Genomic DNA, 25,228 nt, shown 5'->3' with positions numbered 1-25,228 from the left:
GCAGTCTTGGACGGCAGGAGATGGCCGAGGCCGCGATGGCGCTCGCCAACAACGACGGGATCCCTCCGCTGAAGCCGGCTGCGGGGCGGATCGCGGTGATCGGGCCGAACGCGGACGCGGCGGATGCCCGCCTGGACGACTATTATGCGACGCCGTCGGAACCGGTGACCGTCCTGGCGGGGCTCCGGGCGCGGTCCCCGCAGCGCCGGATCAGCTTCGGGGCGCGCGCGGGCCGGGCGGCCTGCTAGGTGACCGGCGGCCAGGCGCCGCCGAGGCGGCCGGGCGGCGGCGGCGCTCACGGCCCGCCGCCCCCGCCGGCCCGGCGGTCGTCCCGCCGGTAGCCGCTGCTGAGCTGGCCCAGGCGCCGGTTCAGGGCGGCGACCCGCGCCCGCGCGGCCGGAACCCCGAGCGGCCCGCAGGCCAGGGCCGTCGCCAGCGCCTCCTCCATCAGCGCCTCGTCGCGCACGCGCCGGGCGGTCTCCACGGCGTGGCGGAACGCCGGGCGGCGGGCGAACCAGACGTTGAGCGTCACCGGATGCGGCATGCCGGGCAGGCGGGCGACGGCGGCCAGGGAATGGCCGGCCAGGACCAGCGCCGCCACCCGCTCGGTGAGCTCGGGCGTGCAGGCGCTGCGCCGCGCCCCGCGCAGCCTGGCCCCCGCCTTCAGCGCCGCGCGCAGCGCCCCGTCGAACTCGGGATGGCGCCGCCGCCAGCCGCGGAGCGCGCGCAGCCCCGGCAGGGCCGGGTCGGCGGCGATCTCCGCCAGCCGCGCGCCGCGCATGGCCCGCAGCACGACCCGGTCGGCCGTCGCCTCGTCATAGGGCCAGGGCGCGGGCCCGTGCGCGCGGGCGAAGGCCTTGGCCTCGGCGAGCCGGGCGGCGAAGTCCGGCCGCTCGATCGTCCAGGCCCTGAGCGAGGCCCGGTCGGGCCCGCCGGGATCGCGCAGGAGGTCGGCCAGCCGCCCGCCCCGGCGCACGGCTGCGAGCAGGGCCTCGGCGCGGGCCTCATGGAACGGCCAGGCGACCCGCCGGGCCGCCCGCCGCACCGCCCGGCCCTGCGCCTGGGCCTCCTTCAGCCGGGCCCCGAAGCCGTCGGGATCCGCCTGCGCCCAGCGCTTGACCGTGCTCCGCCCCGGCATCCCCGGCTCCGCCGCCAGGACCTCCGCCGTCCACCCGGCCTCGACGCGGGCGAGCAGGCGGGCCTGCGCCTGGGCGCGGGAGTAGGTGGGACGGGTGCGCGGGTTCATGGGCCCGAGGGTAGGGCCGGGGGGCGCGGAGGGCCGAGGGATAGCGGCGCGGCGGGGGGTCGCAGTGGGGCGTCAGTCAGCGATACGACCGGACCTGACGCAGCCCGTGGTTGTCAGTGGGCACACGATCGGTGCTAGGTTTCGACCCAGGGGGAGTATGCGTATGAACCAACGGGCGTTGTCGATCGCCGAACTGATCCTGTCTCTGACGCCCGAAGACGGGTCGTCCATCGGCAACAGCGCCATGATGGCGCTGCTGCGTGAGCGTGTTCCGAGCCTCACCGACGACGACTATTTCGCCGCGCGGGATGCGCTTGTCGAAGACGGCCTTCTGACCCGTGGCCGCGGTAGGGGCGGATCGATCATGCGCCTCATGAGCGACGCTGAAGAGGAGGAAGACGAGCAAGCCTGGCAGGAGGGCGACAACGGCGAAGAGGAAGGGTTCGAACTGGCTCCGACCGAGGAGCCCACGCCCCGGCGACGGGCGGTCACGGGGAAGAAGAAGGCCTCTCGGCGATCCGAGGGTCCGGTGCAGGTCCTGAGCTATCGCCACGGCGAAACCCGGGTGAACAACCCCGAGGTCGGGATGGTGCACGCCGGCACCGATCCCGACGGCGAAAAGAAGACGTGGGCCTACGATCCACACCTCGACCCGGTGCTGAACTTCGACAGCGCCCGGGCTGGGATCGAGACCCTGATCGACGATCGGATCTCCTCGAAGCCCCACAAGGCCGCGAACAGCGCCGCCACGCCGGCATAGACCGCCAGGAGCTGACGGCGATCGGTCACCCGCCGCCGGGTGGCCAGCGCCAGCAGGAGGGCCGGCGCGAGGAAGCCCACGGCCAGCGAATCCAGCAGCGGCGGCCCGCTGACCGGGGGCTCCCAGTAGGCGGCCAGCGGATTGAGCGCCATCGCCTGGACGAGCACCGCGTGCAGGGCGCCGGCCAGCAGGAAGGCATGGCCCCGCCAGCGGCCGATGGGATGGGAGTCCGGGCGCACCCCCTGGGCCATCACGAGGCCGGCGACCAGCAGCAGCAGGGTGCGAAGACCCGCCTCCAGGAAGGGGTCGAGCCCGCCCCGCCCGGGCCCGTCCGCCCACAGCCTCAGCAGCAGGAAGGCGCCGGTGAGCGCCACCAGCACGGCGGCGGTGCTCAGCGCGTCCGCGGTGGGCGAGGCCGGCTCCTTCTCCCGCGCCAGGCGCGAACCGCCGAACACCAGCGCCGCGGCCACGGCGACGACCGGGCCCAGCACCAGGGCCGGCAGGCGGCCGGCGAAGAGCGGGCCGAGGACGCCCGGCGTCAGCAGCGCCGCCAGGGTCGCCAGGGCCGCCGCGACGGCCGAGGCCGCGAAGCCGCGCCAGCCGATCCGGGCGTGCAGCAGGGCGAAGACCGCGGAGACCACCGCCGTCGCCACCGGCAGGAACCGCGCCTCGCCGGCCAGCCGGAGCGCCCACAGCAGCCCGGCGGCGGCGCACCAGATCCACACCGCCAGGGCGAGGTCGATGCGCGGGTCGGCCGAGCGGCGGGCGACCACGGCGGCGGCCAGGCCGAGGAGGAGGGCGGCCAGAGCCGGCGGCGCCCACGGCGCGTCGGCGGTCAGCGCGCCCCGCGCAGAGAAGGCGATGACCAGCACGGCCAGGGCCGCCGCCCCGGCGAACAGCCGCTCGGCCTCGTCGCGGCCGCGCACGGCCACCCAGCCGCCGCCGGCGGCCGTGGCGAGCGCCACCGCGCCGGCCCACAGCTCCACCGAGCCCGGCCGGCCGAGCGCCGCGCCGAAGGTCAGGCCCACGGCGGCCGCCGAGACCCAGGCGGCGAGCTGCGCCCAGCCGACGGTGAGCCGCCGCTCCGCCGCCACCGCCGCGAGTCCCATCAGCAGGATCGCGCCGACGCCGGCGGCCGCAAGCTCCAGCCCGCGCAGCGGCAGAGCCCAGAGCGGCGCCAGCAGCAGGGCCGCCGCGGCCAGCGCGCCGGTGGGCAGCCAGCTGAAGGGGTCCGATCGGTCCTCCCGCACCGGCGGATCGCCCACCCGACGGCGCCACTCCGCCGCCAGGATGGCGAGGGCGAGCGGGCCCACGGCGAGGGCGGCCACGCGGACATAGCCCTGGGCGGCATAGCCGGCGCCCGCCCACAGCGCCGCGCCGACCAGGGTGGTGAAGCCCGCCATGCCCCATCGCCGCTCGCCCGCGGTCGCGAAGCCGGTCGCGACCACCAGGGCGAGGTAGCCGGTCAGCGCCGGCGCGGCCCATTCCTGCGGGCCGGTCACCACGGGGGCCGCCAGCGCGCCGCCGATCGCCAGGATGGCCAGCGGCTCCCCGTGCCGGAAGGCGAGGGCGAGCAGGCCGAAGGAGACCACGCCCAGCAGGGCGGCCGCCGCGCCCAGGCCGATGAAGTCGTACAGCCAGTAGGACGCCCAGACGGCGGCGTAGAGGGTCGCGGCGCCGGCGCCGGCCGCGGCGGCCGCGGCCAGCCGGTGACCGCGCGTCTCGCGCTCGGCCTGCCGCCGGAGCCACTCGCTGACGCCCAGGAGGAGGAAACCCACCGCCACGGCCGCGGCGATGCGCAGGGCCGGGGTGAAGACGCCGCGCTGGGCCGCATAGCTGACCAGGAACAGGCCGCCGAGCGCCAGGACGGCGCCGCCGACCCAGGCGAGGCCGTTCTCGGAGAGCCACTGGGCGACGGCCGCCCGCGACGCCTCGGCCGCGGCCGGCGAACGCGCCGCGCGTGGCTGCGCGGCGAGCGCCGGCGCCGGCCGGATCGCAGGCGCCGGAACGTCGGGCCAGGCCGCCGCCGGATCGAGCTCAGGCGCGGGCGCCGCGGGCTCCGCACGCGGCGCCAGGGCGGCCTCGACCTCCTCGAGCGCCTGGCGGCCGGCCGGGGCGGCGGACTGGGCGGCGGACTGGGCGGCGGACTGGGCCAGCCGGCGTTCCAGCACCTGCACCCGGTTGCGCAGCTCGCCGGTTCGCAGAGTCAGCCAGACGGCCCAGATCAGCAGCACCAGGAAGAGGATCGCGCCCATCGGTTCTCACGTCCCGCGCCGGGCGCTGGCCGCCGGCGAGGCGACCTTAACACCAGACGGCCGCGTCCCGGCTAGCCGGGGCTAGAGCCCGAACGGCCAGGTCTCCTCCGCGCCGGTTTCGTGGTCGGGGAGCGGGCGGGTCTCCAGCGGCGTGACCGGCGAGGTCTCGTCGAACCAGACGTAGGCGTCGAACTGCTCGGGCAGCACGCACTCGACGTAGTGGCTCCAGCGCTCGGTCTCGGGCCGGTAGATCACCCCGATGAACCGCTCCAGGCGCGGCGCCATGAGCCGGGCGCGCAGCTCGTCGTGCTGGCCGGGCCTCAGGTCGATCAGGGCGCGTGCGCAGCCGGCGTCGTGGGCCAGGCGCTCATAGCTGTCGGCGCGGGACGGAACGACCGCCTTGACCTCCATCGGCTCGTCCCAGTCGGAGGCGCAGGCCACCCGGCCGGTGTGCGTGCCGAAGCCGATCAGGCGCGCCTCCTCTCCCCACCGCTGGCGGCAGAGCTGGCCGAGGTTCAGCTCGCCGCGCTCGCGGCCCATGCCGGTCGCCCGGGCGTCCCCGATGTGGGAGTTGTGGGCCCACACCACGGCGCGGGCGTCCGGCCCCTTCGCCTCCAGTAGCGCCTCCAGGGTGTCGAACATGTGGGTGTCGCGGAGATTCCAGCTCTCCTCCGACCCGTAGTACATCACCCGGTAGTAGGCCTCGGCGTTCTGCACCAGGCGGGCGTTCATCGCGGCGTCCATTACCTCGTCGCCGTCGCGGGCGGCGAGTTCGCGCGCGAGCATGTCCTTCAGCATGTCCGCGACCTCCGCCTCGCACGGAGCATAGCCGCGGGTCAGGGCGACCCGGCCATAGACGGCGGGCTCCTGGCTCCAGGGGAGGATGCAGCCGTAGCGCGCGCGGGCGACCTGGGCGGCCTCGGGGTCGACCCGGTCCAGGTAGTCGATCACCGCCCGGATCGAGCCCGACATGTTGTAGAGGTCGAGGCCGTAGAAGCCGGCCCGGCTGGCCTCACGGCGCATGCGGTTGTGGTCGCGCAGCCACTCGGTGAACTGCTGGACCTCGCGGTTGCGCCACATCCAGGTGGGGAAGCGGGCGAAGGCCTCGGCGTCGCCGGCCGCGCGGCCGCGGTGGCGTACGTAGCGGTCGATCACCGCCGCATCCGGCCAGTCGGCCTCCACGGCCACGATGGAGAAGCCGTGCTGCTCGATCAGCCAGCGGGTGATGGCCGCGCGGGCGCGGTAGAACTCCGAGGTGCCGTGGCTGGCCTCGCCCAGCAGCACCACCCGGGCGTCGGCGAAGGCGTCGAAGCAGCGGCCGAACGCCACGTCGTCCACCTCGGGCAGGGGCGTGGCCGCGTCGGCGATGAGCCTGGCGATCTCGCGGCTCTCATCGAAGGCCCGCGCCTCGCGGCGACCCGCTGGCCGCGCGGCGGACGATCCGCCGGGCGCCTCACCCGGCCGTTCGGAAGCGGTCATCGGCGATCCTCCGTGCCCGAGCCTGAACTGAAGCACAGGAGGCGGGGTTCCTGTATCTGACGAACCTCAAACCAGGAGGCGGGATGCCGGTCGAACTGCGCAAGGTGGAGACGATCTACCAGGGGTATTCCACGATCATGGTGGCCACCCTGGCCGCCGCGGACGGGGAGACCTTCCGCCGGGAGATCGAGCACCACGGCCGCGCGGTGTGCGTCCTGCCCTACGACCCAGAGCGGAAGGTGGCGCTGCTCGCCAGCCTGCCCCGGCCGCCGGTGATCTGGGCCGGCGGACCGCCGGAACTGGCCGAGGCGCCCGCCGGCATGGTCGAGGACGAGGACCCGGAGGACACCGCCCGTCGCGAGGCCCTGGAGGAGGTAGGCGTCCGCCTCGACCGGCTGGAGCACGTGGGCTCGCCCTTCTCCACCCCGGGTGTCTCATCCGAGCGGATCGACCTGTTCCTCGCCGCCTATGCGGCCGCGGACCGCGTCGCCGACGGCGGGGGGGTCGAGGGCGAGCGGGAGGACATCACGGTCATGGAGGTCCCGCTGGCTCAGCTCTGGGACTGGGTGGCGCAGCGGCGCATCGAGGACCTCAAAACCCTCGCCCTGGTGCTGGCGCTGCGGGTGCGCCGCCCCGACCTGTTCCCGGCCTGAACATGGACTTCTCCGGCCGCGGCGAACCCCTGGTCCCCAGCCTGCTGGACACGGACCTCTACAAGCTCCTGATGCTGCAGCTGATCTGGCGCAGGCATGCCGAGGTCCCAGTCAGCTTCAGCCTCGTCAACCGCACCCGCAGCGTGCGGCTGGCCGAGGAGGTGGACCTGGACACGCTGCGCGCCGAGCTCGACGCGGTGCGCGCCCTGCGGCTGACGGCGGACGAGCGCGCCTGGCTGCAGACCGCGCCGATCTACGGCCGGACGGACCGGTTCGCGCCGGACTTCCTCGACTGGCTGGAGGGGCTGGCGCTGCCGCCTTACGGACTGACGGTGGCGGACGGCCAGCTGGCGCTGACCTTCAGCGGCCCCTGGGCCGAGGTGACCCTGTGGGAGATCCCGGCGCTGACCGTGGTCACCGGCCTGCGCGCCCGCCGCGCCGTCTCGACCATGACCGCCGACGAGGTGGAGACCCTCTACGGCTGCGCGCGCTCGCGCCTGGAGGCGAAGGCCCGGCGGCTCGCGGCGCTTGCCGACCTGGCGCTCACCGACTTCGGGACGCGCCGGCGCCACAGCCTGCCCTGGCAGCGGCTGGCGGTGCGGACCCTGCGCGACCGGCTGGGGCCGGCCTTCCGCGGCACGAGCAATGTCCTGCTCGCCCGCGAGATCGGCGTCCCGCCCGTCGGCACCAACGGCCATGAGCTGCCCATGGTGTTGGCGGCGCTGGCCCCCGACGACGCAGCGCTGCGGGCCGCGCCCTACCAGGTGCTGGCGGAGTGGCAGGCGCTCTACGACGACGGCCTGAAGGTGATCCTGCCCGACACCTTCGGCACCGCGGCGTTCCTGCGCGACGCGCCGGACTGGGTCGCCGACTGGCCGGCGCTGCGGCCCGACTCCGCCCCGCCCATCGAGGGCGGCGAGGCGGTGATCGCCTGGTGGCGGTCGAAGGGGCGGAATCCGCGCGAACGCACCCTGGTCTTCTCCGACGGGCTGGACCTGGAACGGATCGAGGCCATCCAGCGCCACTTCCAGGGACGCGTGGGGGTCGGCTTCGGCTGGGGCACCAAGCTCACCAACGACCTGGAGGGCTGCGCCGAAGCCCCGTCGCTTCGGCCGATCTCCCTGGTCTGCAAGGTCACGGAGGCGGGAGGCCGGCCGGCCGTGAAGCTCTCCGACAACCCCGAGAAGGCCACCGGCGACCCCGCCGAGATCGCCCGCTATCTCCGCGTCTTCGGCGGCGAGGGCCAGGCGCGGCGGGCCGTGGAGGTTTGAGGAACCCCGCCCTCCGACCGCCGGTTGGTCGGCGGCCGCCAACCCAGGGAGACGATCGTGACGACCAAGGGTGTCTTCATCGGCTGGTCGCTCGACCGCGAGGACCGCCGCCAGCTGCTGGCCCGCTTTCCGGCACGTTACGCCGAGGCGGTGGCCGACCATGTGACCCTGAAGTTCGGGCCCGGCCGGATGAAGCTGCCCACCGAGCGGGCGGGCGAGATCGTTGGCGAGACGGACGACGGCGAGGGCGTGCAGGCGATGGTCGTGCGGATTTCCGGGACGACGGACCGGCCGGACGGCTCCACCTACCACATCACTTGGTCCCTGGGCCCGGGCCGCAGGGCCAAGGAGAGCAACGACGTCATCCGCGAGAAGGGCTGGCGGCCGTTCCCCGAGCCGATCCCCGTGCGGCTGGAGCCCAAGGCCTACGGCGCCATCGGCTGACCTTCTGGCAGCAGTTCCGCTTGCCGAGTGCTAACTTGCGGAATTCATGGAACATTCAGACGAATCGCGCGTAGCTCTAGGTGCGCGGCGACGCGCTTGCCCGCCGCGCCTGGACCAACAGCGTCGAGGTTGCACATGCTGGCGTCGCCCGAGTTCCGGAAGCAGCTGGAAGGCTACAGCCTGACCACGGCCGAGATCCTCTACCGGATGCCGGACCACCCCGCCCTGCTGCAGAGCTACATCTGGCAGGACTACGACATCTTCCCGGAATTCCCCGTGCTGAAGAAGTTCCTGGATTTCTGGGAGCGGACGCTGGAAGGGCCGCTGTTCAAGGTCACCATCGGCCACTGCAAGCTGATCAAGCCGGCCGAACTGAAGGCCGTGGCGGGCGAGTTCCGGCTGCACTGACCCGGCTCGACAACGGCCCCGAGACCGTGGCGTGATGGCGGCCGTTGCCGCGCAGGGGTCGCCGTGAAGAGTCCGTTCGTAACCGCCGCGGCCATCGCCGCCGCCGCCCTGGCGCTCGCCGGCTGCCAGGGCAGGGTGCAGCGACCCGCCTGCCCCGCCGGCCAGACCTGCCTGGAATACGGCATCGAGATCGAGCCCCTGACGCTCGATCCGCAGAAGGCCAACCTGCTCTCCGAAAGCCGCGTCATCGGCGACCTGATGATGGGGCTGACCACCGAGACGCCCGACGCCAGCCCGTCGCCGGGCATGGCGCAGTCCTGGACCACCAGCCCCGACGGCCTCACCTGGACCTTCCAGCTGCGGGAGGCGAAGTGGTCGGACGGCGCGCCCGTGACGGCGGACGACTTCGTCTTCGGCTTCCGGCGCGTGCTCGCGCCCGAGACCGCCTCGATCTACGCCTACATGGTCTACATCCTGAAGAACGGCCAGGCGGTGAACGAGGGCAAGGCCCGGCCCGAGACCCTCGGGGCCCGGGCGCTCGGTCCGCGGACGCTGCAGCTCACCCTGGAGCATCCCGCGCCCTACCTGCCGCAGCTCCTGATGCACCAGAGCTTCTATCCGGCGCCGAAGCACGTGGTGGAAAAGCACGGCGACGCCTGGGTGCAGCCCGGCAAGTACGTCTCCAACGGCCCCTACAAGCTGGTCTCCTGGCGGCTCGGCGACCGGATCCAGGCGGTCAAGAACCCCCACTTCTTCGAGGCCGACAAGGTCTGCCTCGACCGCATCAACTACTACCCCACCCCTGACGCGGTAGCCGCGGAGCGGCGCATCGAGCGTGGCGAGCTGGACGTCAACACCAGCTTCCAGTCGAACCGCTACGAGCGACTGCAGAAGACCCTGCCCGGCTACGCCCGCACCCATGTGGCGCTGGCCACCTCCTACCTCTCCTTCAACACCCGCGACGTCGCCCCGCTGAAGGACGTGCGGGTGCGGCGCGCCCTGTCGGAGAGCATCGACCGTGACTTCATCACCAAGAAGCTGCTCCGCGCCGGGCAGCTCTCCGCCTACAGTTTCGTGCCGCCGATCACCGCCGGCTATGCGCCGGGGCCGAAGGTGGTCTGGGCGGACAAGCCGTTCGAGGCCCGGCAGGCGGAGGCCCGCGCCCTCCTTGCCCAGGCCGGCTACACGCCCGAACGGCCGCTGAAGATCGAGATCAAGACGGCCAACAACACGGACTCCCTGCTCCTGATGGAGGCTATCCAGGCCGACTGGCGTTCGATCGGGGTCGAGGTGAGCCTGGTGCAGAACGAGGGCGCGATCGCCTTCGCCGCCTATCGCGAGCGCGATTTCCAGGTGGGCTCGATGAGCTGGTACGCGGATTTCAACGACCCGGTGACCTTCCTGGCGCTGATGCAGTCTACCACCGGCGCGCAGAACTACGGCGACTACCGGAACCCGGCGTACGACGCGCTGCTCGCCCAGGCCGACCAGGAGCCGGACGCGGCCAAGCGCGCGCAGATCCTGTCACGCGCGGAGCAGATCATGCTGAGCGAGGAGGGGACGGCGCCGCTGTTCTACCAGGTGACGCGCGCGCTGGTGAACCCGCGCGTCACCGGGTGGACGGACAACGCCCTCAACTTCCACCGGGCGAGGTGGATGTGCGTGAAGGGCTGAGCCCCTAGCGCCGCACGTACTCGTAGTGGCAGTTCTTCTTCTTGGCGTTCTTCTTGGCCACCTGGTGGCCCACCACGGCGCCGACGCCGGCGCCCAGCACGGTGCCTTCCGTCTTGGCCCCGTTGCCGGCCACGGCGTTGCCGAGCACGCCCCCGGCCACCGCGCCGACGATGGTGCCGGTGTTCGCCTTCTTCTTCACCTTGCCGTCGCAGACCAGCACCCGCTCGCGGGTCTGGGCTTCGGCGACCATGGGGGCGGCGGCCAGCGACAGGGCCGAGGCGGCCATGGCGGCGGCGGCGAAAAGCTTCTTGGTCAAGGGTTGGTCTCCTTCAGTCCCGGCGACACGCGAAAGGCCTAAACCCCCGCCGGCGCTCGAGGTTGCGAGCGGCTCCGCGCGCGGAGGAGGGGGAACTAACTATGCCTTGCAGGCTTTTTCGCGGCGCCTGCCAAGACGGAGGCGGGCGCGACCTTCGGAGACGCCATGTCCATCCTGGCCTGGATCATGCTCGGCCTGATCGCCGGCTTCATCGCCAGCAAGCTGGTGAACCGGCGGCGCGGCAAGCTGGTCGTAGACCTCCTGCTGGGCGTCGTCGGCTCCTTCGTGGGCGGCTTCCTGTTCACCCGCTTCGGCGCGGAGGGCGGCGAGGGCGTCAGCCCCTACTCCATCCTCGTCGCCATCATCGGGGCGGTGGTCGTCCTGCTCGTCTACCACGCGATCGCCAACCGGCGCGCCTGACGGCGGAGCGGGAACGCCGCCGCCGCCCACGGGTTGGCTCTGCGACGCAGGGAGACCCGCCATGCCTGAAGACATCCGAAAGACCGAGCAGCGCTCCGGCCCGCAGACCGCAACCGGCGACGGCGCCGCCCAGCGCACCGGCTATGGAGCCGGTGGCCTGGGGGCGGGCGGCGACCGCGCCCACCACGGCGGGGGGTCACCGGACGCCCGCGCCTGGGACGCCCCGGGCGTTACCTCGGAAGGCCATCGCACCGGCTCCTCCACCGACGGCCCGCGCACCGCCATGGACGGCGAGAGCGAGCCGAATGCGGACGCCGCCGCCGACCGGGACGATGACTGATGGCCGACGACCGCGACCCGCCGCAGCCGCCGTTCGAGGCGCAGGAGAAGATCGCCCCGCCCGGCCTCACCCGCGAGATGCATCCCCGCCCCGACCACGGCGAGGAGACCTACCGCGGCTCCGGACGCCTGGAGGGAAAGGCGGCGATCATCACCGGCGCGGACTCCGGCATCGGCCGGGCGGTGGCGCTGGCCTACGCGCGCGAGGGCGCCGACGTGCTGATCAGCTATCTGAACGAGCACGAGGACGCCGAGGAGACCCGCCGCCTGGTGGAGGCGGCCGGTCGCAAGGCGGTGGTGGTGGCCGGCGACATCTCCGAGGCCGACCACTGCCGGACCATCGTGCGGCGGGCGGTCGACGCGTTCGGCCGGGTGGACGTGCTGGTCAACAACGCCGCCCATCAGATGACCTACGAGGCGATCGACGAGGTGTCGGACGAGGAGTGGGACTACACCTTCCGCACCAACATCCACGCCATGTTCTGGCTGGCCAAGGCGGCGGTCGCGCACATGCCGCGCGGTGGCGCGATCATCAACACCACCTCCGTGCAGGCTGACACGCCCTCGCCGCAGCTTCTGGCCTACGCCACCACCAAGGGCGCGATCCAGAACTTCACGGCCGGACTCGCCCAGATGCTGGCCGACAAGGGAATCCGCGTGAACTGCGTGGCGCCGGGCCCCATCTGGACGCCGCTGATCCCGGCCACCATGCCGCCGGAGAAGGTGAAGTCGTTCGGCGAGCAGGTCCCCATGCAGCGGCCGGGCCAGCCTAAGGAGTGCGCTCCGGTCTACGTGATGCTGGCTTCCGACGAGGCGTCCTACGTCTCCGGCGCGACGGTGGCGGTGACCGGCGGCAAGCCGATCCTCTAGGAACGCCCACCAAGCCAGGCCGTTAGCTCCCCGTCCGTCTGTCGAGGAGCCGACGCATGAAGGCGCTTGTCCTGAACTGCACCCTGAAGCCGTCGCCGGAGCTCTCCAACACCGAAGCGCTGGCGCGGGTGGTGATGGACCAGTTGGAGAAGGACGGGATCGCCGCGGAGATGGTCCGGCTGGTCGACCTCGACATCAAGCCGGGGGTGAAGTCCGACCAGGGCGGCGGGGACGAGTGGCCGAAGGTGCGCGAGAAGCTCGCGAACGCCGAGATCCTGATCATCGCCACCCCGACGTGGATGGGCCAGATGTCCAGCGTCGCCAAGCGCGCGCTCGAGCGCCTCAACGCCCTGCTCTACGAGGTGGACGATCAGGGCCGCTCCCCGGCCATGGGCAAGGTGGCCGGCGTGGTGGTCACCGGCAACGAGGACGGCGCCCACCACATAGTGGCGACCGTGGCCCAGGCGCTGATCGACGTGGGCTTCACCGTCCCCGGCCAGGCCTGGACCTACTGGCACCTGGGGCCGGGGCCGGGCCCCGACTACACCGAGACCCGGCAGGCGCACGAATATTCCGACCGGGTCGGCCGCAACTGTGCGCGCAACCTCGCCTGGGCCGCCCGGGCGCTGGCCGGCGCCTCCGCCCCGGCGCAGGAGAGCTAAGCGAAGGCGATCCAGCGGCCGGCGGCGGCGGCGGTCACCCAGACCAGGATGGTCGCGTAGCCGATGGTCTTGCTCAGCGGACCGCCCTCCGGCCCGCGGCCGGCGGCGAACAGCTGGAAGCCGGCCAGGCCGAAGATCCACGCCGCGAAGGCCCAACCAAAGCCGATGTTCACCGGGTCCAGCCGGGCGTAGTCGTCGGGTTTGATGATGACGTGCGTGGCGACGAACTGCGCGACGATCAGGAGCACCAGGCCCACCAGATAAACCCAGCGGATGGGGCCGCGGGTGGCGAAGAGCACGATCAGGGCCGCGGCGGTCAGCATGTGGAACACGCCCGGATTGATCAGCTCCGAGGTGACGAACACCCACAGGGCGAAGGCGAAGACCGCCATGCCCAGCAGGAAGAAGACCTTGGCCGCCGGCGGGACCTGGCCGTCGGCCTTGGCGGTCAGCCCGCTCGCCCCGTAGGTCAGGATGATCCCCGCCAGCAGGGCGGCCATCTTCACCGTGAATGCGGCGCTGTCGTAGAGCCGCTCGGCGTTGGCCATGCCGATCAGCACGCCGCTGAGGATGATGCCGACCACGCCCACGTGGATCCAGGGCCGCAGGTTGCGGCGGATCTCGGACGGGGTCTCCTCTGTCAGGCCCACGCCGATCAGACGCAGGTTCAGGAGGATGCTCGTGCCGCCCAGGATCACCAGGGACACGATGTGCAGCACCTCCCAGGAGGCGAACTGCGGCTTGATGATGTAGGCCGGCCAGACGTTGACCAGGTTCTCGACCCAGGGCCGCAGCCCCGGAAGGAAATGCGCCGGGGTCATTGGGCGGCCTCCGAAAGGCTGGCGGCGCCCTTCTCCGAGGCGGCGCACTGCTGAAGCGTGTTGGCCCACTCCGGGATCGGCTTGCCGCACTCGTACCAGTCGTAGGCGATGAAGCGGCCGAGGGTGATGACGACGACCCAGGAGGCCAGCGACAGGACCGCCGAGGTCCGCGCGGCCGCGGGCGGCCTGGGGGCGGTGTCCCATTCGTGGCGGTTGCGCTGCACCCGGCGGTGGAAGATCACGATGTTGATCAGGGCCAGCGCGATGAACACCAGCTTCGCCCGGAACCAGATGTTGTGGAAGTAGACGAGCGGCTTTGCGTAGAACAGCGCGAGCCCCGTCAGCACCACCAGCACGAAGCCGAAGACCGTGAGCGGCAGGACCTTGTCGCTGAGCACCGAAACCGGGGTGCGCTTGAAGGTGACGCCCAGCAGCCGCAGGTCGACCACGAAGATGGTCCCAGCGAACAACATCAGCGACAGGAGATGGGTGCCTTCCAGGAGGCCCCAGAAGTTCAGCGAGCCGAGGAGCGCCTCGCTCCAGGACATCGGATATTCGCCGGGACCCTTGCCCAGCTCGGTCTGAAGCCAGACCAGGAAATCTCGTATCACAGAAGCCCTCCCCCGGACTCTCGCGGCCCCGTGCGGGTCACCCCGCCGTACCGTTCTTCCGAAAAGTGTCTAGCGTATTGCTGAGCTGTTTCGCCAGTCGTTTCAGCGAGAGAACCGCATTCGGAGGCGGCGGCATAGCGGCCTTGCGTCCGGACCGGCGCGGGTGTTCGACTGAGCGCAGGGCCTCCGGCTTGTGCGAGAGGGGCCGGGGGAGGAGCATCCGATGCGCGGAGCCTTGTTCGCGGGCCTGGTCCTGGGCCTGCTCGTCGTGGGCGGATCAGCGGCGGCCGAGGCGCCGCGGCCGCCGGCCAACGACTACGGCCGCGAGGAGGCCTGGCTGTGCCGGCCCGGCCGCAGCGACGCCTGCGACATCGACCTGACGGCGACGGTGGTCGCCGCCAACGGCGCCCTGACACGCGAGACCTGGACGCGCCATCCGGCCCCCGAGGTCGACTGCTTCTACGTCTATCCCACGGTCTCGGCCGACACGTCGCCGAACAGCGACATGGTCCCGGGCCCGGAGGAGCGCGCGGTCGCCTCGCGCCAGCTCGCCCGCTTCGGCCAGGTGTGCCGGATCTTCGCGCCGCTCTACCGGCAGATCACCATCCCGGCGCTGCGGCGGATGACGGCGGGCGAGACCGTTCCGGTGGATCGCGACCTCGCCTACGGCGACATCCGCGACGCGTGGCGCCACTACCTCGCCCGCGAGAACCATGGCCGCGGCGTCATCCTCTTCGGCCACAGCCAGGGGGCCAGCGTGCTGAAGCGGCTGATCCAGGAGGAGATCGACGGCAAGCCGGCCCAGGCCCGCGTCGTCGCCGCCTACCTCCCCGGCGCCAACATCCTCGTGCCCAAGGGCAAGGACGTGGGCGGCGACTTCAAGGCCATGCCCCTGTGCCGCAGCCGCGACCAGCTCGGCTGCGTGGTCAGCTATGTGACCTTCCGCGAACGCGCCCCGCCGCCCGCCAACAGCCGGTTCGGCCGCACCACGGCCGAGGGCATGCAGGTCGCCTGCGCCAACCCCGCCGCCCTGGGCGGCGGGCGCGCGACGCTCAACCCGGTGTTCGGCGCAAAGAGCATGCATCCCACCGCCGCGCCGCCGCTGCCGTGGACCACGCCGCAGAAGCCGATCGACACGCCCTTCGTGAAGGTTCCGGGCCTGATCAGCGGCATCTGCATGTCCGACGACAACGGCGCCTACCTGGCGGTCCGCGTGGACGGCGATCCGGCCGACCCGCGCACCGACGAAATCTCCGGCGACCACCTGGCGAACGGCGTGGTGCTGCCCGACTGGGGGCTGCACTCGCTCGACGTGCCGGTGGCGATGGGCGACCTCGTGGAGCTGGCCTCGGACCAGGCGGCGGCTTGGCGCGGCAAGCGCTAGATGACCCTGGCCGCCGCGGCCGCCGGCGGCGTCCTGCTCAGCCGTTGGCGACCAGCAGCTCGGGGAAGGCGAACGTCGTCTCTCCGTCCAGCCGGGCACGGATGCGGCGCAGAAGCGCCAAGGCCTGATCCACCTCCTCGCGGGTGACGTCCTCCATCACCTCCTGCCGGAGCTCCTCGCCCAGGGCGTCGATCTGCGCCAGCAGCGGCCGGGCCGCCTCCTTCAGGTGCACCACCTTCACGCGGCGGTCGCCGGGGCATGCCTTGCGCTCCACCAGGCCCTGGGCCTCCAGGGCGTCGATCACGCGGACGAGGGTGGCGGCCTCGACGCCCGTGCGGTCGGCCAGCGCGGTCTGGCTCGCGCCCTCCGGCGACTGCGACAGCCAGTAAAGCGCCGACCAGCGCGCCTGGCTCATGCCGAGCACCTTGAGCCGGTCGTCGAGGCGGGCCCGCCAGCGGCGGGCGACGATCACCAGCTCACGGGCGAACTCGTGGCGGTCGGTGGGAGTGAGCTTGTCCATTCGGTCGTTCCTTGGCCGTCGCGAAGATCGCGTACAGCCCGCCGCCTATCGCGGATTTCCGGTCGCCCAATCGTTAACGAATCCCGACCTGCGACAATCCACCTACCCATTTTAGGTGTTCGCCATGGTGTGAGCGTTCCCATCGGGGCGGGTCCGTGATGACAGCCCGACCGGCACTCCATGCTGCATGGTCGAAATGGTCGCCCTTAGCTCCGTCGACGTCCTGATCTGGGACATCTTCTTGGGAATACATGGACGCCGCTAACCGCCCTGCGGGCCCGGCGCGGCGCGCGTGAGCGGAGGAAGCCGTCCGACCGCCGCCATCTTCCGAACGCGGTTGACCTCCAGGGTCATCCCGGTCTCTGGAGTCTCCCATGACGCTTCGCCTCTTCGCGCTCGCTGGCCTGGCGCTCGCTTTCGGCACGGCCGCCTGGGCGCAGGAGCCGATGACCACCGCGGGCGCGAGCGCCTCGCCGCCCGCCGCGGAGTCCGCGCCGGCGCCCATTGCCGACGCCACCGCCGCCGAGGACCGCAGGGCCCGCGAGATCGGCGACTGGGCCCGCGGCGTGCTCGAGGGCCGCCCCTCCGAGGAGACCGCGGACGCCGCCTCCGCGCGCTGTCCGCCATCCGACGGCAAGCCGCACGGCCAGGTCTGGGCGGGCATCGGCACGCGTGGCTACCGCACCGTCGGCGGGGTGGTCACCCAGCCGCTGGGCGACTGCGGCAGCGTCACGGTGGGCGTGAGCCGCACCGAATCCGACTTCGGCCGCCGACGCCGCTGAGCTTGACCTCGGTCAACGCGGAGCTCGGCCGTAGGCGGCATCGTCGCCGCATGAGCCGTCTCCACCCCACGCCCACGCGCCACAGCGTCTTCCACGCCTCCCTACTGGGGGCGCTGGTGCTGGCGGTGATCTTCCTGCTGAGCTGGGCCGGCGAGGCCATGGGCGGCACGCCGCCGACCCGGGCGGTGGTTTCCTTCTTCGGCCCCGACGGGGCGCTGGCCCCGCGGGTGCTACTGCAGGGCGTCGCCTGGGCGATCGCCTTCGGAGCGATGGCGGGCGCGCTGCTGGCCTTGTGCGGCAACCTGCTGCAGGATCTCGGCCGACGGCGTTCCTGAGTTCCGCGCTTGATGCGCGTCAAGGCGTCGTCGCCGCTCCGACCCTACGGTGCGTCTTCCGGCATTGTCCGCCGGGCAATGGCAGGCGCCGCAGACAGATGGACTGGTTTCGCGCTCTCAGGCAGATCGTCGCGCTCGCGACGGTGCTTGCGCTCGCGCTGCTGGCGCCGCCCGCCCTGGCCGACGCGCCCGCCATGACCGGGGCGATGGACCATCACGTCTCCGCCTCCATGGACTGCTGCCCCGATGAGGCCCCGGACGAGGCCCCCGACGCCGCCGACTGCCAGCCGGGCATGGCCTGCCATGCCAGCCCGGCGGCGATCGTCATGCCGTCGCTCGCCTGCGAGGACAGCGCCGCGGCGCGGATCAGCTATGGCCACACCTCCGACGACCTGGTCGATTCCCGGCCGCCCGAGGGCCTGCTGCGCCCTCCAAGAGCCTCCGTCTCCTGCTGACCGCCGGCTGAGCCCCGCTCGGCCGTCCCGGCGCGCGAGCGCCAACGACCTCAGGAGTTCCGGAGCATGTCTCCCTGGAAGTGGCTGTGCCCGCTGGTCCTCAGCGGCGCGGCCGCGGCGTCGGCCCACGCCGAGCCGCTCACATTCGACGACGCCGTGCGCCTGGCCGGCGAGGCCGCGCCCGCGGTCCAGGCCCAGGCCCACGCCGTGCGCGCGGCGACCGCCGCCGCGCCGGCCGCGGCCGCCCTGCCCGACCCGCGGCTGACGTTCGGCGTGGAGAACGCGCCGATCAGCGGCCCCATGGCGGGCCGCTTCGGCGACGAGCCCATGACCATGGCCCGCATCGGCCTCATGCAGGAGGTGCCGAACGGCGCCAAGCGCCGAGCCCGCACCGCCGCCGCCCAAGCCGAGATCGGCGTCGCCCGCGCCGGCCAGGCGCAGGCGTCGCTGGAGGCGCGCCTCGGCGCAGCCCTGGCCTGGCTCGACCTGCACTACGCCCGCCGGCGGCTGGCGGCGCTCGACGAGGTGCAGGCCTCGCTGGAGCCGCTCTGGAAGACCCTGCCCTCGCGGCTCGCCTCCGGCTCCGCCCGCCCGGGCGAGACGGTGGAGGCCGACCAGTGGCGGGCCGAGCTGGGCGATCAGCGCAGCGCGCTGCGCGCCGCCGAGCGCAAGGCCCGGGCCGAGCTGGCCCGCTGGGTCGGCGACCCCGCGCCAGAGCCGCAGGGCCCGGCGCCGTCTCTTGCCGTCGACGAGGCCGCCCTGTCGGCGGGCCTGCGCCAGCACCCGGCGATCCGGCAGGCCGAGGCGGGACGCGTCGCCGCCGACGCGGGCCTCGCCGCCGCGCGCGCGGAGAAGCGCCCCGACTGGGCGATCGAGGCGGCTTACCAGCGGCGCGACCCCGCGTTCGGCGACATGGTCTCGGTCGGCGTGACGGTGAGCCTGCCGCTATTCGCAACACGCCGGCAGGATCCGGTGATCACCGCCCGGACCGCCGGCCTCGCCCAGGCCCGCGCCGAAGCCGAGGCCGCCCGCCGGCGGCTGGAGGCCGAGTTCAGGGCGGACCTCGCCGAGCACCAGGCGGCGGGCGAACGGCTCGCCCGCTCGCGCGACGCCCTGCTGCCGCTGGCCCGCAAGCGCGCCGACCTGGAGGTGGCCAGCTACGCCGCAGGCTCGGCCGGCATGACCGAGGTCGTCTCAGCCTTCGACGGCCTGGCCCGCACCAAGCTCGACGAGATCGCCCGCGAAGCGGAGCTGGCGCGCGCCGCCGCCCGCCTCGCCATCACCTACGGAAGCCCCGTCCAATGACCCCCGCACGCCTGTCCCGCCCCGCGCAGCTCGGCCTCGCCGCCGCCGCGATCGCCCTGGTCGCCGGAGCCGCCGGCTTCGGCGCCGCCCGCCTCACCCCCTCGGCCCCGCAACCGACCCCCGCCGCCGCCGAGGGCCGCCAGATCCTCTACTGGTACGACCCCATGCTGCCGGCCGAGCGCTATCCCGGGCCCGGCAAGTCCTCCATGGGCATGGAGCTGATCCCGAAGTACGCCGACGAGGCGGCTGCGAGCGCAGGCGTCCGCATCGACCCGGAGCGCACCCAGAACCTCGGCGTGCGCTTGGCCGTCGTGGAGCGCGGAACCCTGCCGGGCGGCCTCGCGGCCACCGGGGTGATCGGCTTCAGCGAACGCGACGTGGCCGTGGTCCAGGCCCGCACCGCCGGTTTCGTGCAGCGGGTCTACGCCCGCGCGCCGGGCGACCTGATCGGCGCCGGCGCGCCGCTGGCCGACATCCTGGTCCCGGAATGGGCGGGGGCGCAGGGCGAGTTCCTCGCGGTGAAGCGCACCGGCGACGCCGGCCTCGTGGCCGCCGCGCGCCAGCGCCTGCAGCTCCTGGGCATGCCGCCGTCCCTGATCGTCTCGGTGGAGCGCAGCGGCAGGGTCCGCAATGTGGTGACCGTCTCCACGCCCTCCGGCGGGGTGATCCGGACGCTCGGCGTGCGCCAGGGCATGACCGTCGCCGCAGGGCAGACGCTCGCCGAGGTGAACGGCCTGGGCCGCGTCTGGCTCGACGCCGCCGTGCCGGAAGCCCAGGCCAGCCAGCTGCAGCCGGGGCAGGCGGCGTCCGCCACCCTGGCCGCCTATCCGGGCGAGACGTTCCACGGGCGGGTGTCGGTCGTGCTTCCTGAGGCCCAGGCCCAGACGCGCACCCTCACGGCACGGATCGAGCTGCCCAACACCGACGGCCGGCTACGGCCCGGCATGTTCGCCAGCGTGCAGTTCGGCGGCGCCGAGCGCCCCGCCCTGCTCGTGCCGACCGAGGCCCTGGTCCGCACCGGGCGCAGGACGCTGGTGATGGTGGCTCGCGACGGCGGTCGCTACCTGCCCGCGGAGGTTCGCACCGGCCGGGAGGGCGGCGGCCGGACCGAAATCCTCTCCGGTCTCGCCGAGGGCGAGAAGGTCGTAGCCTCGGGCCAGTTCCTGATCGACTCCGAAGCCAGCCTCGCCGGGGTCACGCCGCGCGCGGCCGTCGATCCGCCGCCAGCCGCACCCGCACCGCCGCCGAGAACACCAGCGCCGCCGAAGGCGCAGGCCCCGGCGACGCCCGGGAAGGCGCCGGCCGGCCACATCCACGAGCCGGCGCCCGCCAGGACCCCGGCCGTGCTTCACCGGTCGCAGGGCCGGGTGGAGCAGGTCTCCGCCGGCAGCGTCACCCTCTCCCACGATCCGATCGCGAGCCTCGGCTGGCCGGCCATGACCATGGCCTTCCCACTGGCCCGTCCGGGCCTGGCCGCGGGCCTGCAGCCCGGCGACCGGATCGCCTTCTCCGTCGAGGAGACGGCGCAGGGCCCCCTGGTGCGCGAACTTTCGAAGGGGGGCGTCTGATGATCGCCGCCCTTATCCGCGCCTCGGTCCGGGGCCGCCTCTTCGTCCTACTCGCGGCCGTCGCCCTGCTGGTCGCCGGCGTCTGGGCCGCACGCTCCACCCCGGTGGACGCCCTCCCGGACCTCTCCGACGTGCAGGTGGTGATCCGCACCACATATCCCGGCCAGGCCCCGCAGATCGTCGAGAACCAGGTCACCTATCCGCTCACCACCACCATGCTGTCGGTGCCGGGCGCGAAGACGGTGCGCGGCTATTCCTTCTTCGGCGACAGCTTCGTCTATGTGCTGTTCGAGGATGGGACGGACCTCTACTGGGCCCGCTCGCGGGTGCTGGAATACCTCAACCAAGCCCAGTCGCGACTGCCGGCCGAGGCGCGGCCCGCGCTCGGCCCCGACGCCACGGGCGTGGGCTGGGTCTACGAGTACGCGCTGGTCGACCGTACCGGCCGCCACGACCTCGCCCAGCTGCGCAGCCTGCAGGACTGGTTCCTGCGCTACGAACTGAAGACCCTCCCCGGCGTCGCCGAGGTCGCCAGCATCGGCGGCATGGTCAAGCAGCACCAGGTGGTGCTCGATCCCGTGAAGCTGGCCGCCTATGGCGTGACACAGCAGCAGGTCACAGAAGCCGTCCGCCGCGCCAACCAGGAGGCGGGCGGCTCGGTGCTCGAACTCGGCGAGGCCGAGTACATGGTCCGCGCCGGTGGCTACTTGCAGAGCCGCGAGGACTTCGAGGCCATCCCGCTCCGCACCGCCGCCGGCGGCGTGCCCGTGCGCCTGGGCGACGTGGCGACCATCCAGCTGGGGCCGGAGATGCGCCGCGGCGTGGCCGAGCTGAACGGCCAGGGCGAGGTGGCGGGCGGCGTCGTCATCCTGCGCTCCGGCAAGAACGCGCGCGAGACGATCCGCGCCGTGCAGGCGAGGCTCGATGAGCTGAAGGGCAGCCTGCCGGCCGGGGTGGAGGTGGTGACGACCTACGACCGGTCCAAGCTGATCGACCGGGCCATCGCCAACCTGAGCAGCAAGCTCCTCGAGGAGTTCATCGTCGTGGCCGTGGTCTGCGGCCTCTTCCTGTGGCACGCGCGCTCGGCCCTGGTGGCCATCGTCACCCTGCCGCTCGGCGTGCTGTTCGCCTTGCTGGTCATGCGCATCCAGGGGGTGAACGCCAACATCATGTCGCTGGGCGGCATCGCCATCGCCGTGGGCGCCATGGTCGACGCCTCGATCGTGATGGTGGAAAACGCCCACAAGCGGCTGGAGGCGTGGAGCCACGACCACCCCGACGAGACGCTGATCCCCGCCACCCGCTGGCGGCTGGTCACGGAGGCCGCCGCCGAGGTGGGCCCGGCCCTCTTCCTCAGCCTGGTGATCATCACGCTGTCGTTCGTGCCGGTGTTCGCCCTGCAGGCGCAGGAGGGGCGGCTGTTCGCCCCCCTGGCCTTCACCAAGAGCTACGCCATGGCTGGGGCCGCCATCCTGTCGGTGACCCTCGTGCCCGTGCTGATGGGCTACCTGATCCGCGGGAAGATCCCGTCGGAGGCGGCAAACCCGCTGAACCGCTGGCTCACCCGCGCCTACCGGCCGGCAATCGACTGGGTGCTGCGGCGGCCACGCACGGTGCTGGTGGTGGCCCTCGTGGTCTTCGCCTCGACGGCCTGGCCGCTCAGCCGGCTGGGCGGGGAATTCATCCCATCGATGGACGAGGGCGACCTGCTTTACATGCCGTCGGCGCTTCCGGGCGTCTCCGCCGCCAAGGCCGCCGAGCTGCTCCAGCAGACCGACCGGCTGATCAAGACCGTGCCGGAGGTGAAGACCGTGTTCGGCAAGGCCGGGCGCGCCGAGACCGCCACCGATCCCGCGCCGCTGGAGATGCTGGAGACCACCATCCAGTTCAAGCCGCGCAGCGAGTGGCGGCCGGGCATGACGCCGGAGAAGCTGGTGGACGAGCTGGACCGGATCGTCCAGGTCCCGGGTCTCGCCAACGTCTGGGTTCCTCCGATCCGCAATCGGATCGACATGCTGGCCACCGGCATCAAGAGCCCGATCGGGGTGAAGGTTTCCGGACCCGACCTCGCCCAGCTGGATCGGGTGGCGGCGCAGGTGGAGGCCGCGGCGCGGCGCACGCCGGGCGTCAGCTCGGCGCTCGCCGAACGGCTCACCGGCGGCCGCTATGTGGACGTGGACATCGATCGGGCCGCGGCGGGCCGCTACGGCCTCAACATCGCCGACGTGCAGGAGATCGTCTCCGGCGCCATCGGCGGCCAGACCGTCGGCGAGACGGTGGAGGGCGTGGCCCGCTATCCGATCAGCGTCCGCTATCCGCGGGAGCTTCGCGACAGCCTGGAGGGGCTCCGCGCCCTGCCGATCCTGACGCCGTCCGGCCAGCAGATCACGCTCGGGACCGTGGCGGCGATCAGCATCGCCGACGGCCCGCCCATGCTGAAGACCGAGAACGCCCGGCCCTCCACCTGGGTCTATGTGGACGTCCGCGGCCGCGACCTGGGTTCGGTGGTGAAGGACCTGCAGGCGGCGGTGGCGCGCGAGGTGAAGACCCCGCCTGGCGTTTCGATCGCCTACTCCGGCCAGTTCGAGTACCTCGAGCGGGCCGCCGACCGGCTGAAGCTGGTGGTTCCGGCCACCCTGGCGATCATCTTCTTCCTGCTCTACCTGACCTTCGGCCGCCTGGACGAGGCCGCCCTGATCATGCTGACCCTGCCGTTCGCGCTGACCGGCGGGATCTGGACGATCTACCTGCTGGGCTACGACCAGTCGGTGGCCACGGGCGTGGGCTTCATCGCGCTCGCCGGCCTCGCGGCCGAGTTCGGGGTGATCATGCTGATCTACCTGCGGCAGGCGCTGGCGGAGCGCGGGGAGGACCCGGATCCCGAAGGGGTGAGCGCGGCGATCCGCGAGGGGGCGCTGCTGCGGGTGCGGCCCAAGGCCATGACCGTGGCCGTGATCCTGGCCGGCCTCGCCCCGGTGGTGGTGGGTCACGGGGCGGGCTCGGAGGTGATGAGCCGGATCGCCGCGCCGATGATCGGCGGCATGCTCACCGCGCCGCTGCTCTCGATGCTGGTGATTCCGGCCGGCTACCTGCTCATGCGCCGCAGGCGGGGCAAGTCGGCCGGGCCATCGTGAGGCGGGTCAGTGCGCGTCCTTCGCGGCGGCCTCGGGTGCGGCCTTGAGCTTGGGGTCCGAACGGCGACGGGCGGACGCCGCCTCCAGCGGGGCGAGGACCCAGGCGAAGTCGGCGCGGCGGAAGCTGCGGAACAGCAGGATCAGGCCGCTCAGCGCCAGCCACGCCGCACCCGTGCCGACCGTGACGATGAGCGGGTGGTTGAAGCTCTGCCGGTCGCGGTAATCCATGATGTGGAGCATCCAGGCGATGTCCCACAGCCGCCAGGTGTCGTTCTTGGCCGCCAGCACCTCGCCCGTGTCGGCGGAGACCAGGAGCGTCGTCCGGTCGGGATCGGCGAACTCCACCCGCCAGACCGGCAGGGCGATGTCGCGGGTCTCCAGCGTCGTCTTCTCCACCCGCTCCACGGAGCGCACCGGAGCGCTGCCGCTGAAGCGGGCGACGGCGAGCTCGCGGCCCTTGGCCGCGTCGATCTGCAGGACCTCGCCCCGCGTCGCGTCCACCAGCCGCACGCCCTGCGGCGTCGTCGCCTCGTACACCCAGGCGTCGTACAGCGGCTTGAGCTGCAGCTTCAGGATCGGCGCGCCCACGGCCTCGGCGACGCGGGCCAGCGGCAGCGGGTCGGCGGGCGCGGCTGACTGGGCCACCGGCAGGACCGCGTCCTCGGCGGCCACCTTGTGGTGGTCAAGCAGCGCCATGGTGGCGCCGCTAACCGACCACAGCAGGAACTGCAGGCCGAGCACCAGGCCGAACCACTTGTGGAGCCAGCGGATCAGGAACATGGGCGACCAGGTCATGCCGCGGCCTTTCGGACCCGCCGCTTGCGGCGGAAGCTGTAGAGCAGGAGCCAGGCCCCGGAGGCGGCGGTGGCCACCGCGAGCCAGGTGAAGACACGGATCAGCACGTTGTTCACGTCCTGCCGGTCGTCGTAGTCCATGATGTGGAACATCCACACGAAGTCGAAGGTCCGCCACAGGTCGTGGCGGCGCGACACCAGCTCACCCGTGACGGGCGAGATGTAGAAGGTGGGCCGCCAGGCGCCCTCGAACTCCACGCGCCAGACCGGGACCGGACGCGTCTGGATCTCCAGCGGCGCCTTCGTAAGGTACTCCACGCTGACCACCCGGCCGTCCTCGGCGAACAGCGCCTGGGCCCGCGCCTTCGCCTGGTCGGCGTTCAGCGGCGAGAGCTTCTGCCCCGTGCGGGCGTCGAACAGCGCGGGGCCGCCCTCGGCCTGCACCACATAGACGGGCTGGCCGAGCTGGGTCTCCAGCCGGGCGCTCTTCATGCCCGGCGCGAGGTGGGCGAGATGCGCCGGCTCCACGAGGCCGGCGAGCGCGATCGGCTGGGCCGCCTGCGCCTTCACCAGCCGGTCGCCGTGGATGATGTCGATGTGGACGGCGGTCATGTAGACGCCGCTCAGGGTCCAGAAGACCGCCTGGATCGCCACGACCAGGGCGAGCCACTTGTGGGTCTTACGGGCCAGGGCTGGCCAGCGCATGGGCATCTCGCAATAGG

26 protein-coding genes are annotated in these 25,228 nt (G+C 72.8%); 17 read left to right on the top strand and 9 right to left on the bottom strand.

The genetic code is table 11. The features are described 5' to 3' along the window. Positions 1–20 precede the first annotated feature (20 nt). Entirely contained in the window at positions 21–248 is a 228-nt protein-coding gene (locus tag VM685_RS08105) for a hypothetical protein (protein WP_325459616.1), read from the top strand. 47 nt (positions 249–295) lie between these two features. On the opposite strand, the gene VM685_RS08100 is transcribed toward VM685_RS08105, so the two are convergent. The 3 genes from VM685_RS08100 to VM685_RS08090 all read right to left on the bottom strand — a co-directional run bounded on the left by VM685_RS08100 (position 296) and on the right by VM685_RS08090 (position 5,740). Further along, positions 296–1,246 (bottom strand): hypothetical protein, encoded by a 951-nt coding sequence (locus tag VM685_RS08100; RefSeq protein WP_325459615.1) that lies wholly within the window; start codon positions 1,244–1,246, stop codon positions 296–298. Between the two features lie 633 nt (positions 1,247–1,879). After that, the gene (locus VM685_RS08095; protein ID WP_325459614.1) at positions 1,880–4,261 is read right to left on the bottom strand and encodes a DUF2339 domain-containing protein; all 2,382 of its coding nucleotides are present in this window, start codon (positions 4,259–4,261) and stop codon (positions 1,880–1,882) included. 81 nt (positions 4,262–4,342) lie between these two features. Then, positions 4,343–5,740: an erythromycin esterase family protein gene (locus VM685_RS08090; RefSeq protein ID WP_325459613.1), complete on the bottom strand. Its 1,398-nt coding sequence runs from the start codon at positions 5,738–5,740 to the stop codon at positions 4,343–4,345. Positions 5,741–5,823: 83 nt separating this feature from the next. On the opposite strand from VM685_RS08090, the gene VM685_RS08085 reads away from it, so the two are divergent. The 5 genes from VM685_RS08085 to VM685_RS08065 all read left to right on the top strand — a co-directional run bounded on the left by VM685_RS08085 (position 5,824) and on the right by VM685_RS08065 (position 10,190). After that, positions 5,824–6,393 (top strand): NUDIX hydrolase, encoded by a 570-nt coding sequence (locus tag VM685_RS08085; RefSeq protein ID WP_325459612.1) that lies wholly within the window; start codon positions 5,824–5,826, stop codon positions 6,391–6,393. Positions 6,394–6,395: 2 nt separating this feature from the next. Continuing rightward, positions 6,396–7,664 carry a nicotinate phosphoribosyltransferase gene (pncB, locus tag VM685_RS08080; RefSeq protein WP_325459611.1) on the top strand — a complete coding sequence of 423 codons (1,269 nt, stop codon included), beginning with the start codon at positions 6,396–6,398 and terminating at the stop codon, positions 7,662–7,664. A 57-nt stretch (positions 7,665–7,721) separates the two neighbouring features. Then, positions 7,722–8,108, top strand: coding sequence for a hypothetical protein (locus VM685_RS08075; protein WP_325459610.1), 387 nt, complete (start codon positions 7,722–7,724; stop codon positions 8,106–8,108). Between the two features lie 135 nt (positions 8,109–8,243). Next, on the top strand, positions 8,244–8,516 hold the full coding sequence (locus VM685_RS08070; protein WP_325459609.1) for an usg protein: 273 nt from the start codon (positions 8,244–8,246) through the stop codon (positions 8,514–8,516). Between the two features lie 63 nt (positions 8,517–8,579). Continuing rightward, complete coding sequence (locus VM685_RS08065) at positions 8,580–10,190, top strand: peptide ABC transporter substrate-binding protein (RefSeq protein WP_325459608.1); 1,611 nt, start codon at positions 8,580–8,582, stop codon at positions 10,188–10,190. 4 nt (positions 10,191–10,194) lie between these two features. Here VM685_RS08065 and VM685_RS08060 read toward each other — a convergent pair whose 3' ends face one another. After that, the gene (locus VM685_RS08060) at positions 10,195–10,506 is read right to left on the bottom strand and encodes a glycine zipper 2TM domain-containing protein (RefSeq protein WP_325459607.1); all 312 of its coding nucleotides are present in this window, start codon (positions 10,504–10,506) and stop codon (positions 10,195–10,197) included. A gap of 165 nt (positions 10,507–10,671) precedes the next feature. Between VM685_RS08060 and VM685_RS08055 the strand changes: the two genes are divergently transcribed. From VM685_RS08055 to VM685_RS08040, 4 genes are all read left to right on the top strand, one after another. Beyond that, positions 10,672–10,926 carry a GlsB/YeaQ/YmgE family stress response membrane protein gene (locus VM685_RS08055; RefSeq protein WP_325459606.1) on the top strand — a complete coding sequence of 85 codons (255 nt, stop codon included), beginning with the start codon at positions 10,672–10,674 and terminating at the stop codon, positions 10,924–10,926. Between the two features lie 61 nt (positions 10,927–10,987). Beyond that, the gene (locus tag VM685_RS08050; protein WP_325459605.1) at positions 10,988–11,266 is read left to right on the top strand and encodes a hypothetical protein; all 279 of its coding nucleotides are present in this window, start codon (positions 10,988–10,990) and stop codon (positions 11,264–11,266) included. Continuing rightward, complete coding sequence (locus tag VM685_RS08045) at positions 11,266–12,135, top strand: SDR family oxidoreductase (RefSeq protein ID WP_325459604.1); 870 nt, start codon at positions 11,266–11,268, stop codon at positions 12,133–12,135. The genes VM685_RS08050 and VM685_RS08045 overlap by 1 nt, the downstream gene beginning before the upstream one ends. A 56-nt stretch (positions 12,136–12,191) precedes the next feature. Next, positions 12,192–12,797, top strand: coding sequence for a flavodoxin family protein (locus VM685_RS08040; protein WP_325459603.1), 606 nt, complete (start codon positions 12,192–12,194; stop codon positions 12,795–12,797). Here VM685_RS08040 and VM685_RS08035 read toward each other — a convergent pair. After that, positions 12,794–13,618 carry a DUF6644 family protein gene (locus VM685_RS08035; protein ID WP_325459602.1) on the bottom strand — a complete coding sequence of 275 codons (825 nt, stop codon included), beginning with the start codon at positions 13,616–13,618 and terminating at the stop codon, positions 12,794–12,796. The two genes, VM685_RS08040 and VM685_RS08035, sit on opposite strands and share 4 nt — an antisense overlap. Then, positions 13,615–14,229, bottom strand: a complete 615-nt coding sequence (locus tag VM685_RS08030; protein ID WP_325459601.1) for a DUF6644 family protein — start codon at positions 14,227–14,229, stop codon at positions 13,615–13,617. The genes VM685_RS08035 and VM685_RS08030 overlap by 4 nt, the downstream gene beginning before the upstream one ends. 223 nt (positions 14,230–14,452) lie before the next feature. Between VM685_RS08030 and VM685_RS08025 the strand changes: the two genes are divergently transcribed. After that, positions 14,453–15,613, top strand: a complete 1,161-nt coding sequence (locus VM685_RS08025; protein ID WP_325459600.1) for a DUF3089 domain-containing protein — start codon at positions 14,453–14,455, stop codon at positions 15,611–15,613. Between the two features lie 37 nt (positions 15,614–15,650). Here VM685_RS08025 and VM685_RS08020 read toward each other — a convergent pair whose 3' ends face one another. Next, the gene (locus VM685_RS08020) at positions 15,651–16,133 is read right to left on the bottom strand and encodes a MarR family transcriptional regulator (RefSeq protein WP_325459599.1); all 483 of its coding nucleotides are present in this window, start codon (positions 16,131–16,133) and stop codon (positions 15,651–15,653) included. A gap of 374 nt (positions 16,134–16,507) precedes the next feature. Between VM685_RS08020 and VM685_RS08015 the strand changes: the two genes are divergently transcribed. From VM685_RS08015 to VM685_RS07990, 6 genes are all read left to right on the top strand, one after another. After that, positions 16,508–16,915 (top strand): hypothetical protein, encoded by a 408-nt coding sequence (locus tag VM685_RS08015; protein WP_325459598.1) that lies wholly within the window; start codon positions 16,508–16,510, stop codon positions 16,913–16,915. Positions 16,916–16,965: 50 nt separating this feature from the next. Then, positions 16,966–17,250, top strand: a complete 285-nt coding sequence (locus VM685_RS08010; protein WP_325459597.1) for a hypothetical protein — start codon at positions 16,966–16,968, stop codon at positions 17,248–17,250. A gap of 98 nt (positions 17,251–17,348) precedes the next feature. Then, positions 17,349–17,705 (top strand): hypothetical protein, encoded by a 357-nt coding sequence (locus VM685_RS08005; RefSeq protein ID WP_325459596.1) that lies wholly within the window; start codon positions 17,349–17,351, stop codon positions 17,703–17,705. 66 nt (positions 17,706–17,771) lie between these two features. Continuing rightward, positions 17,772–19,010: a TolC family protein gene (locus VM685_RS08000; RefSeq protein WP_325459595.1), complete on the top strand. Its 1,239-nt coding sequence runs from the start codon at positions 17,772–17,774 to the stop codon at positions 19,008–19,010. Beyond that, positions 19,007–20,578, top strand: coding sequence for an efflux RND transporter periplasmic adaptor subunit (locus VM685_RS07995; protein WP_325459594.1), 1,572 nt, complete (start codon positions 19,007–19,009; stop codon positions 20,576–20,578). Before VM685_RS08000 ends, VM685_RS07995 begins: the two co-directional genes overlap by 4 nt. Further along, the gene (locus VM685_RS07990; protein WP_325459593.1) at positions 20,578–23,712 is read left to right on the top strand and encodes an efflux RND transporter permease subunit; all 3,135 of its coding nucleotides are present in this window, start codon (positions 20,578–20,580) and stop codon (positions 23,710–23,712) included. The genes VM685_RS07995 and VM685_RS07990 overlap by 1 nt, the downstream gene beginning before the upstream one ends. Before the next feature lie 6 nt (positions 23,713–23,718). Here VM685_RS07990 and VM685_RS07985 read toward each other — a convergent pair whose 3' ends face one another. After that, complete coding sequence (locus tag VM685_RS07985) at positions 23,719–24,507, bottom strand: PepSY domain-containing protein (RefSeq protein WP_325459592.1); 789 nt, start codon at positions 24,505–24,507, stop codon at positions 23,719–23,721. Then, positions 24,504–25,211: a PepSY domain-containing protein gene (locus VM685_RS07980; RefSeq protein ID WP_325459591.1), complete on the bottom strand. Its 708-nt coding sequence runs from the start codon at positions 25,209–25,211 to the stop codon at positions 24,504–24,506. The genes VM685_RS07985 and VM685_RS07980 overlap by 4 nt, the downstream gene beginning before the upstream one ends. Positions 25,212–25,228 lie beyond the last annotated feature (17 nt).

Source organism: Phenylobacterium sp., from assembly GCF_035539035.1.
Lineage (GTDB): Bacteria > Pseudomonadota > Alphaproteobacteria > Caulobacterales > Caulobacteraceae > Phenylobacterium.
The sequence above is the reverse complement of the archived record's forward strand: the minus strand, read 5'-3'. Positions and strand labels throughout refer to the sequence as shown.

Excerpts from the sequence above, each read along its gene's own strand:
- VM685_RS08100 (WP_325459615.1), bottom strand. The coding sequence starts at position 1,246 with ATGAACCCGCGCACCCGTCCCACCTACTCCCGCGCCCAGGCGCAGGCC.
- VM685_RS08095 (WP_325459614.1), bottom strand. The coding sequence starts at position 4,261 with ATGGGCGCGATCCTCTTCCTGGTGCTGCTGATCTGGGCCGTCTGGCTG.
- VM685_RS08020 (WP_325459599.1), bottom strand. The coding sequence starts at position 16,133 with ATGGACAAGCTCACTCCCACCGACCGCCACGAGTTCGCCCGTGAGCTG.
- VM685_RS08005 (WP_325459596.1), top strand. The coding sequence starts at position 17,349 with ATGGACTGGTTTCGCGCTCTCAGGCAGATCGTCGCGCTCGCGACGGTG.
- VM685_RS07985 (WP_325459592.1), bottom strand. The coding sequence starts at position 24,507 with ATGACCTGGTCGCCCATGTTCCTGATCCGCTGGCTCCACAAGTGGTTC.
- VM685_RS08090 (WP_325459613.1), bottom strand. The coding sequence starts at position 5,740 with ATGACCGCTTCCGAACGGCCGGGTGAGGCGCCCGGCGGATCGTCCGCC.
- VM685_RS08000 (WP_325459595.1), top strand. The coding sequence starts at position 17,772 with ATGTCTCCCTGGAAGTGGCTGTGCCCGCTGGTCCTCAGCGGCGCGGCC.
- VM685_RS08015 (WP_325459598.1), top strand. The coding sequence starts at position 16,508 with ATGACGCTTCGCCTCTTCGCGCTCGCTGGCCTGGCGCTCGCTTTCGGC.
- VM685_RS08055 (WP_325459606.1), top strand. The coding sequence starts at position 10,672 with ATGTCCATCCTGGCCTGGATCATGCTCGGCCTGATCGCCGGCTTCATC.
- VM685_RS07990 (WP_325459593.1), top strand. The coding sequence starts at position 20,578 with ATGATCGCCGCCCTTATCCGCGCCTCGGTCCGGGGCCGCCTCTTCGTC.
- VM685_RS08010 (WP_325459597.1), top strand. The coding sequence starts at position 16,966 with ATGAGCCGTCTCCACCCCACGCCCACGCGCCACAGCGTCTTCCACGCC.
- VM685_RS07980 (WP_325459591.1), bottom strand. The coding sequence starts at position 25,211 with ATGCGCTGGCCAGCCCTGGCCCGTAAGACCCACAAGTGGCTCGCCCTG.
- VM685_RS08045 (WP_325459604.1), top strand. The coding sequence starts at position 11,266 with ATGGCCGACGACCGCGACCCGCCGCAGCCGCCGTTCGAGGCGCAGGAG.
- VM685_RS08070 (WP_325459609.1), top strand. The coding sequence starts at position 8,244 with ATGCTGGCGTCGCCCGAGTTCCGGAAGCAGCTGGAAGGCTACAGCCTG.
- VM685_RS08035 (WP_325459602.1), bottom strand. The coding sequence starts at position 13,618 with ATGACCCCGGCGCATTTCCTTCCGGGGCTGCGGCCCTGGGTCGAGAAC.
- VM685_RS08105 (WP_325459616.1), top strand. The coding sequence starts at position 21 with ATGGCCGAGGCCGCGATGGCGCTCGCCAACAACGACGGGATCCCTCCG.
- VM685_RS07995 (WP_325459594.1), top strand. The coding sequence starts at position 19,007 with ATGACCCCCGCACGCCTGTCCCGCCCCGCGCAGCTCGGCCTCGCCGCC.
- VM685_RS08025 (WP_325459600.1), top strand. The coding sequence starts at position 14,453 with ATGCGCGGAGCCTTGTTCGCGGGCCTGGTCCTGGGCCTGCTCGTCGTG.
- VM685_RS08050 (WP_325459605.1), top strand. The coding sequence starts at position 10,988 with ATGCCTGAAGACATCCGAAAGACCGAGCAGCGCTCCGGCCCGCAGACC.
- pncB (WP_325459611.1), top strand. The coding sequence starts at position 6,396 with ATGGACTTCTCCGGCCGCGGCGAACCCCTGGTCCCCAGCCTGCTGGAC.
- VM685_RS08085 (WP_325459612.1), top strand. The coding sequence starts at position 5,824 with ATGCCGGTCGAACTGCGCAAGGTGGAGACGATCTACCAGGGGTATTCC.
- VM685_RS08040 (WP_325459603.1), top strand. The coding sequence starts at position 12,192 with ATGAAGGCGCTTGTCCTGAACTGCACCCTGAAGCCGTCGCCGGAGCTC.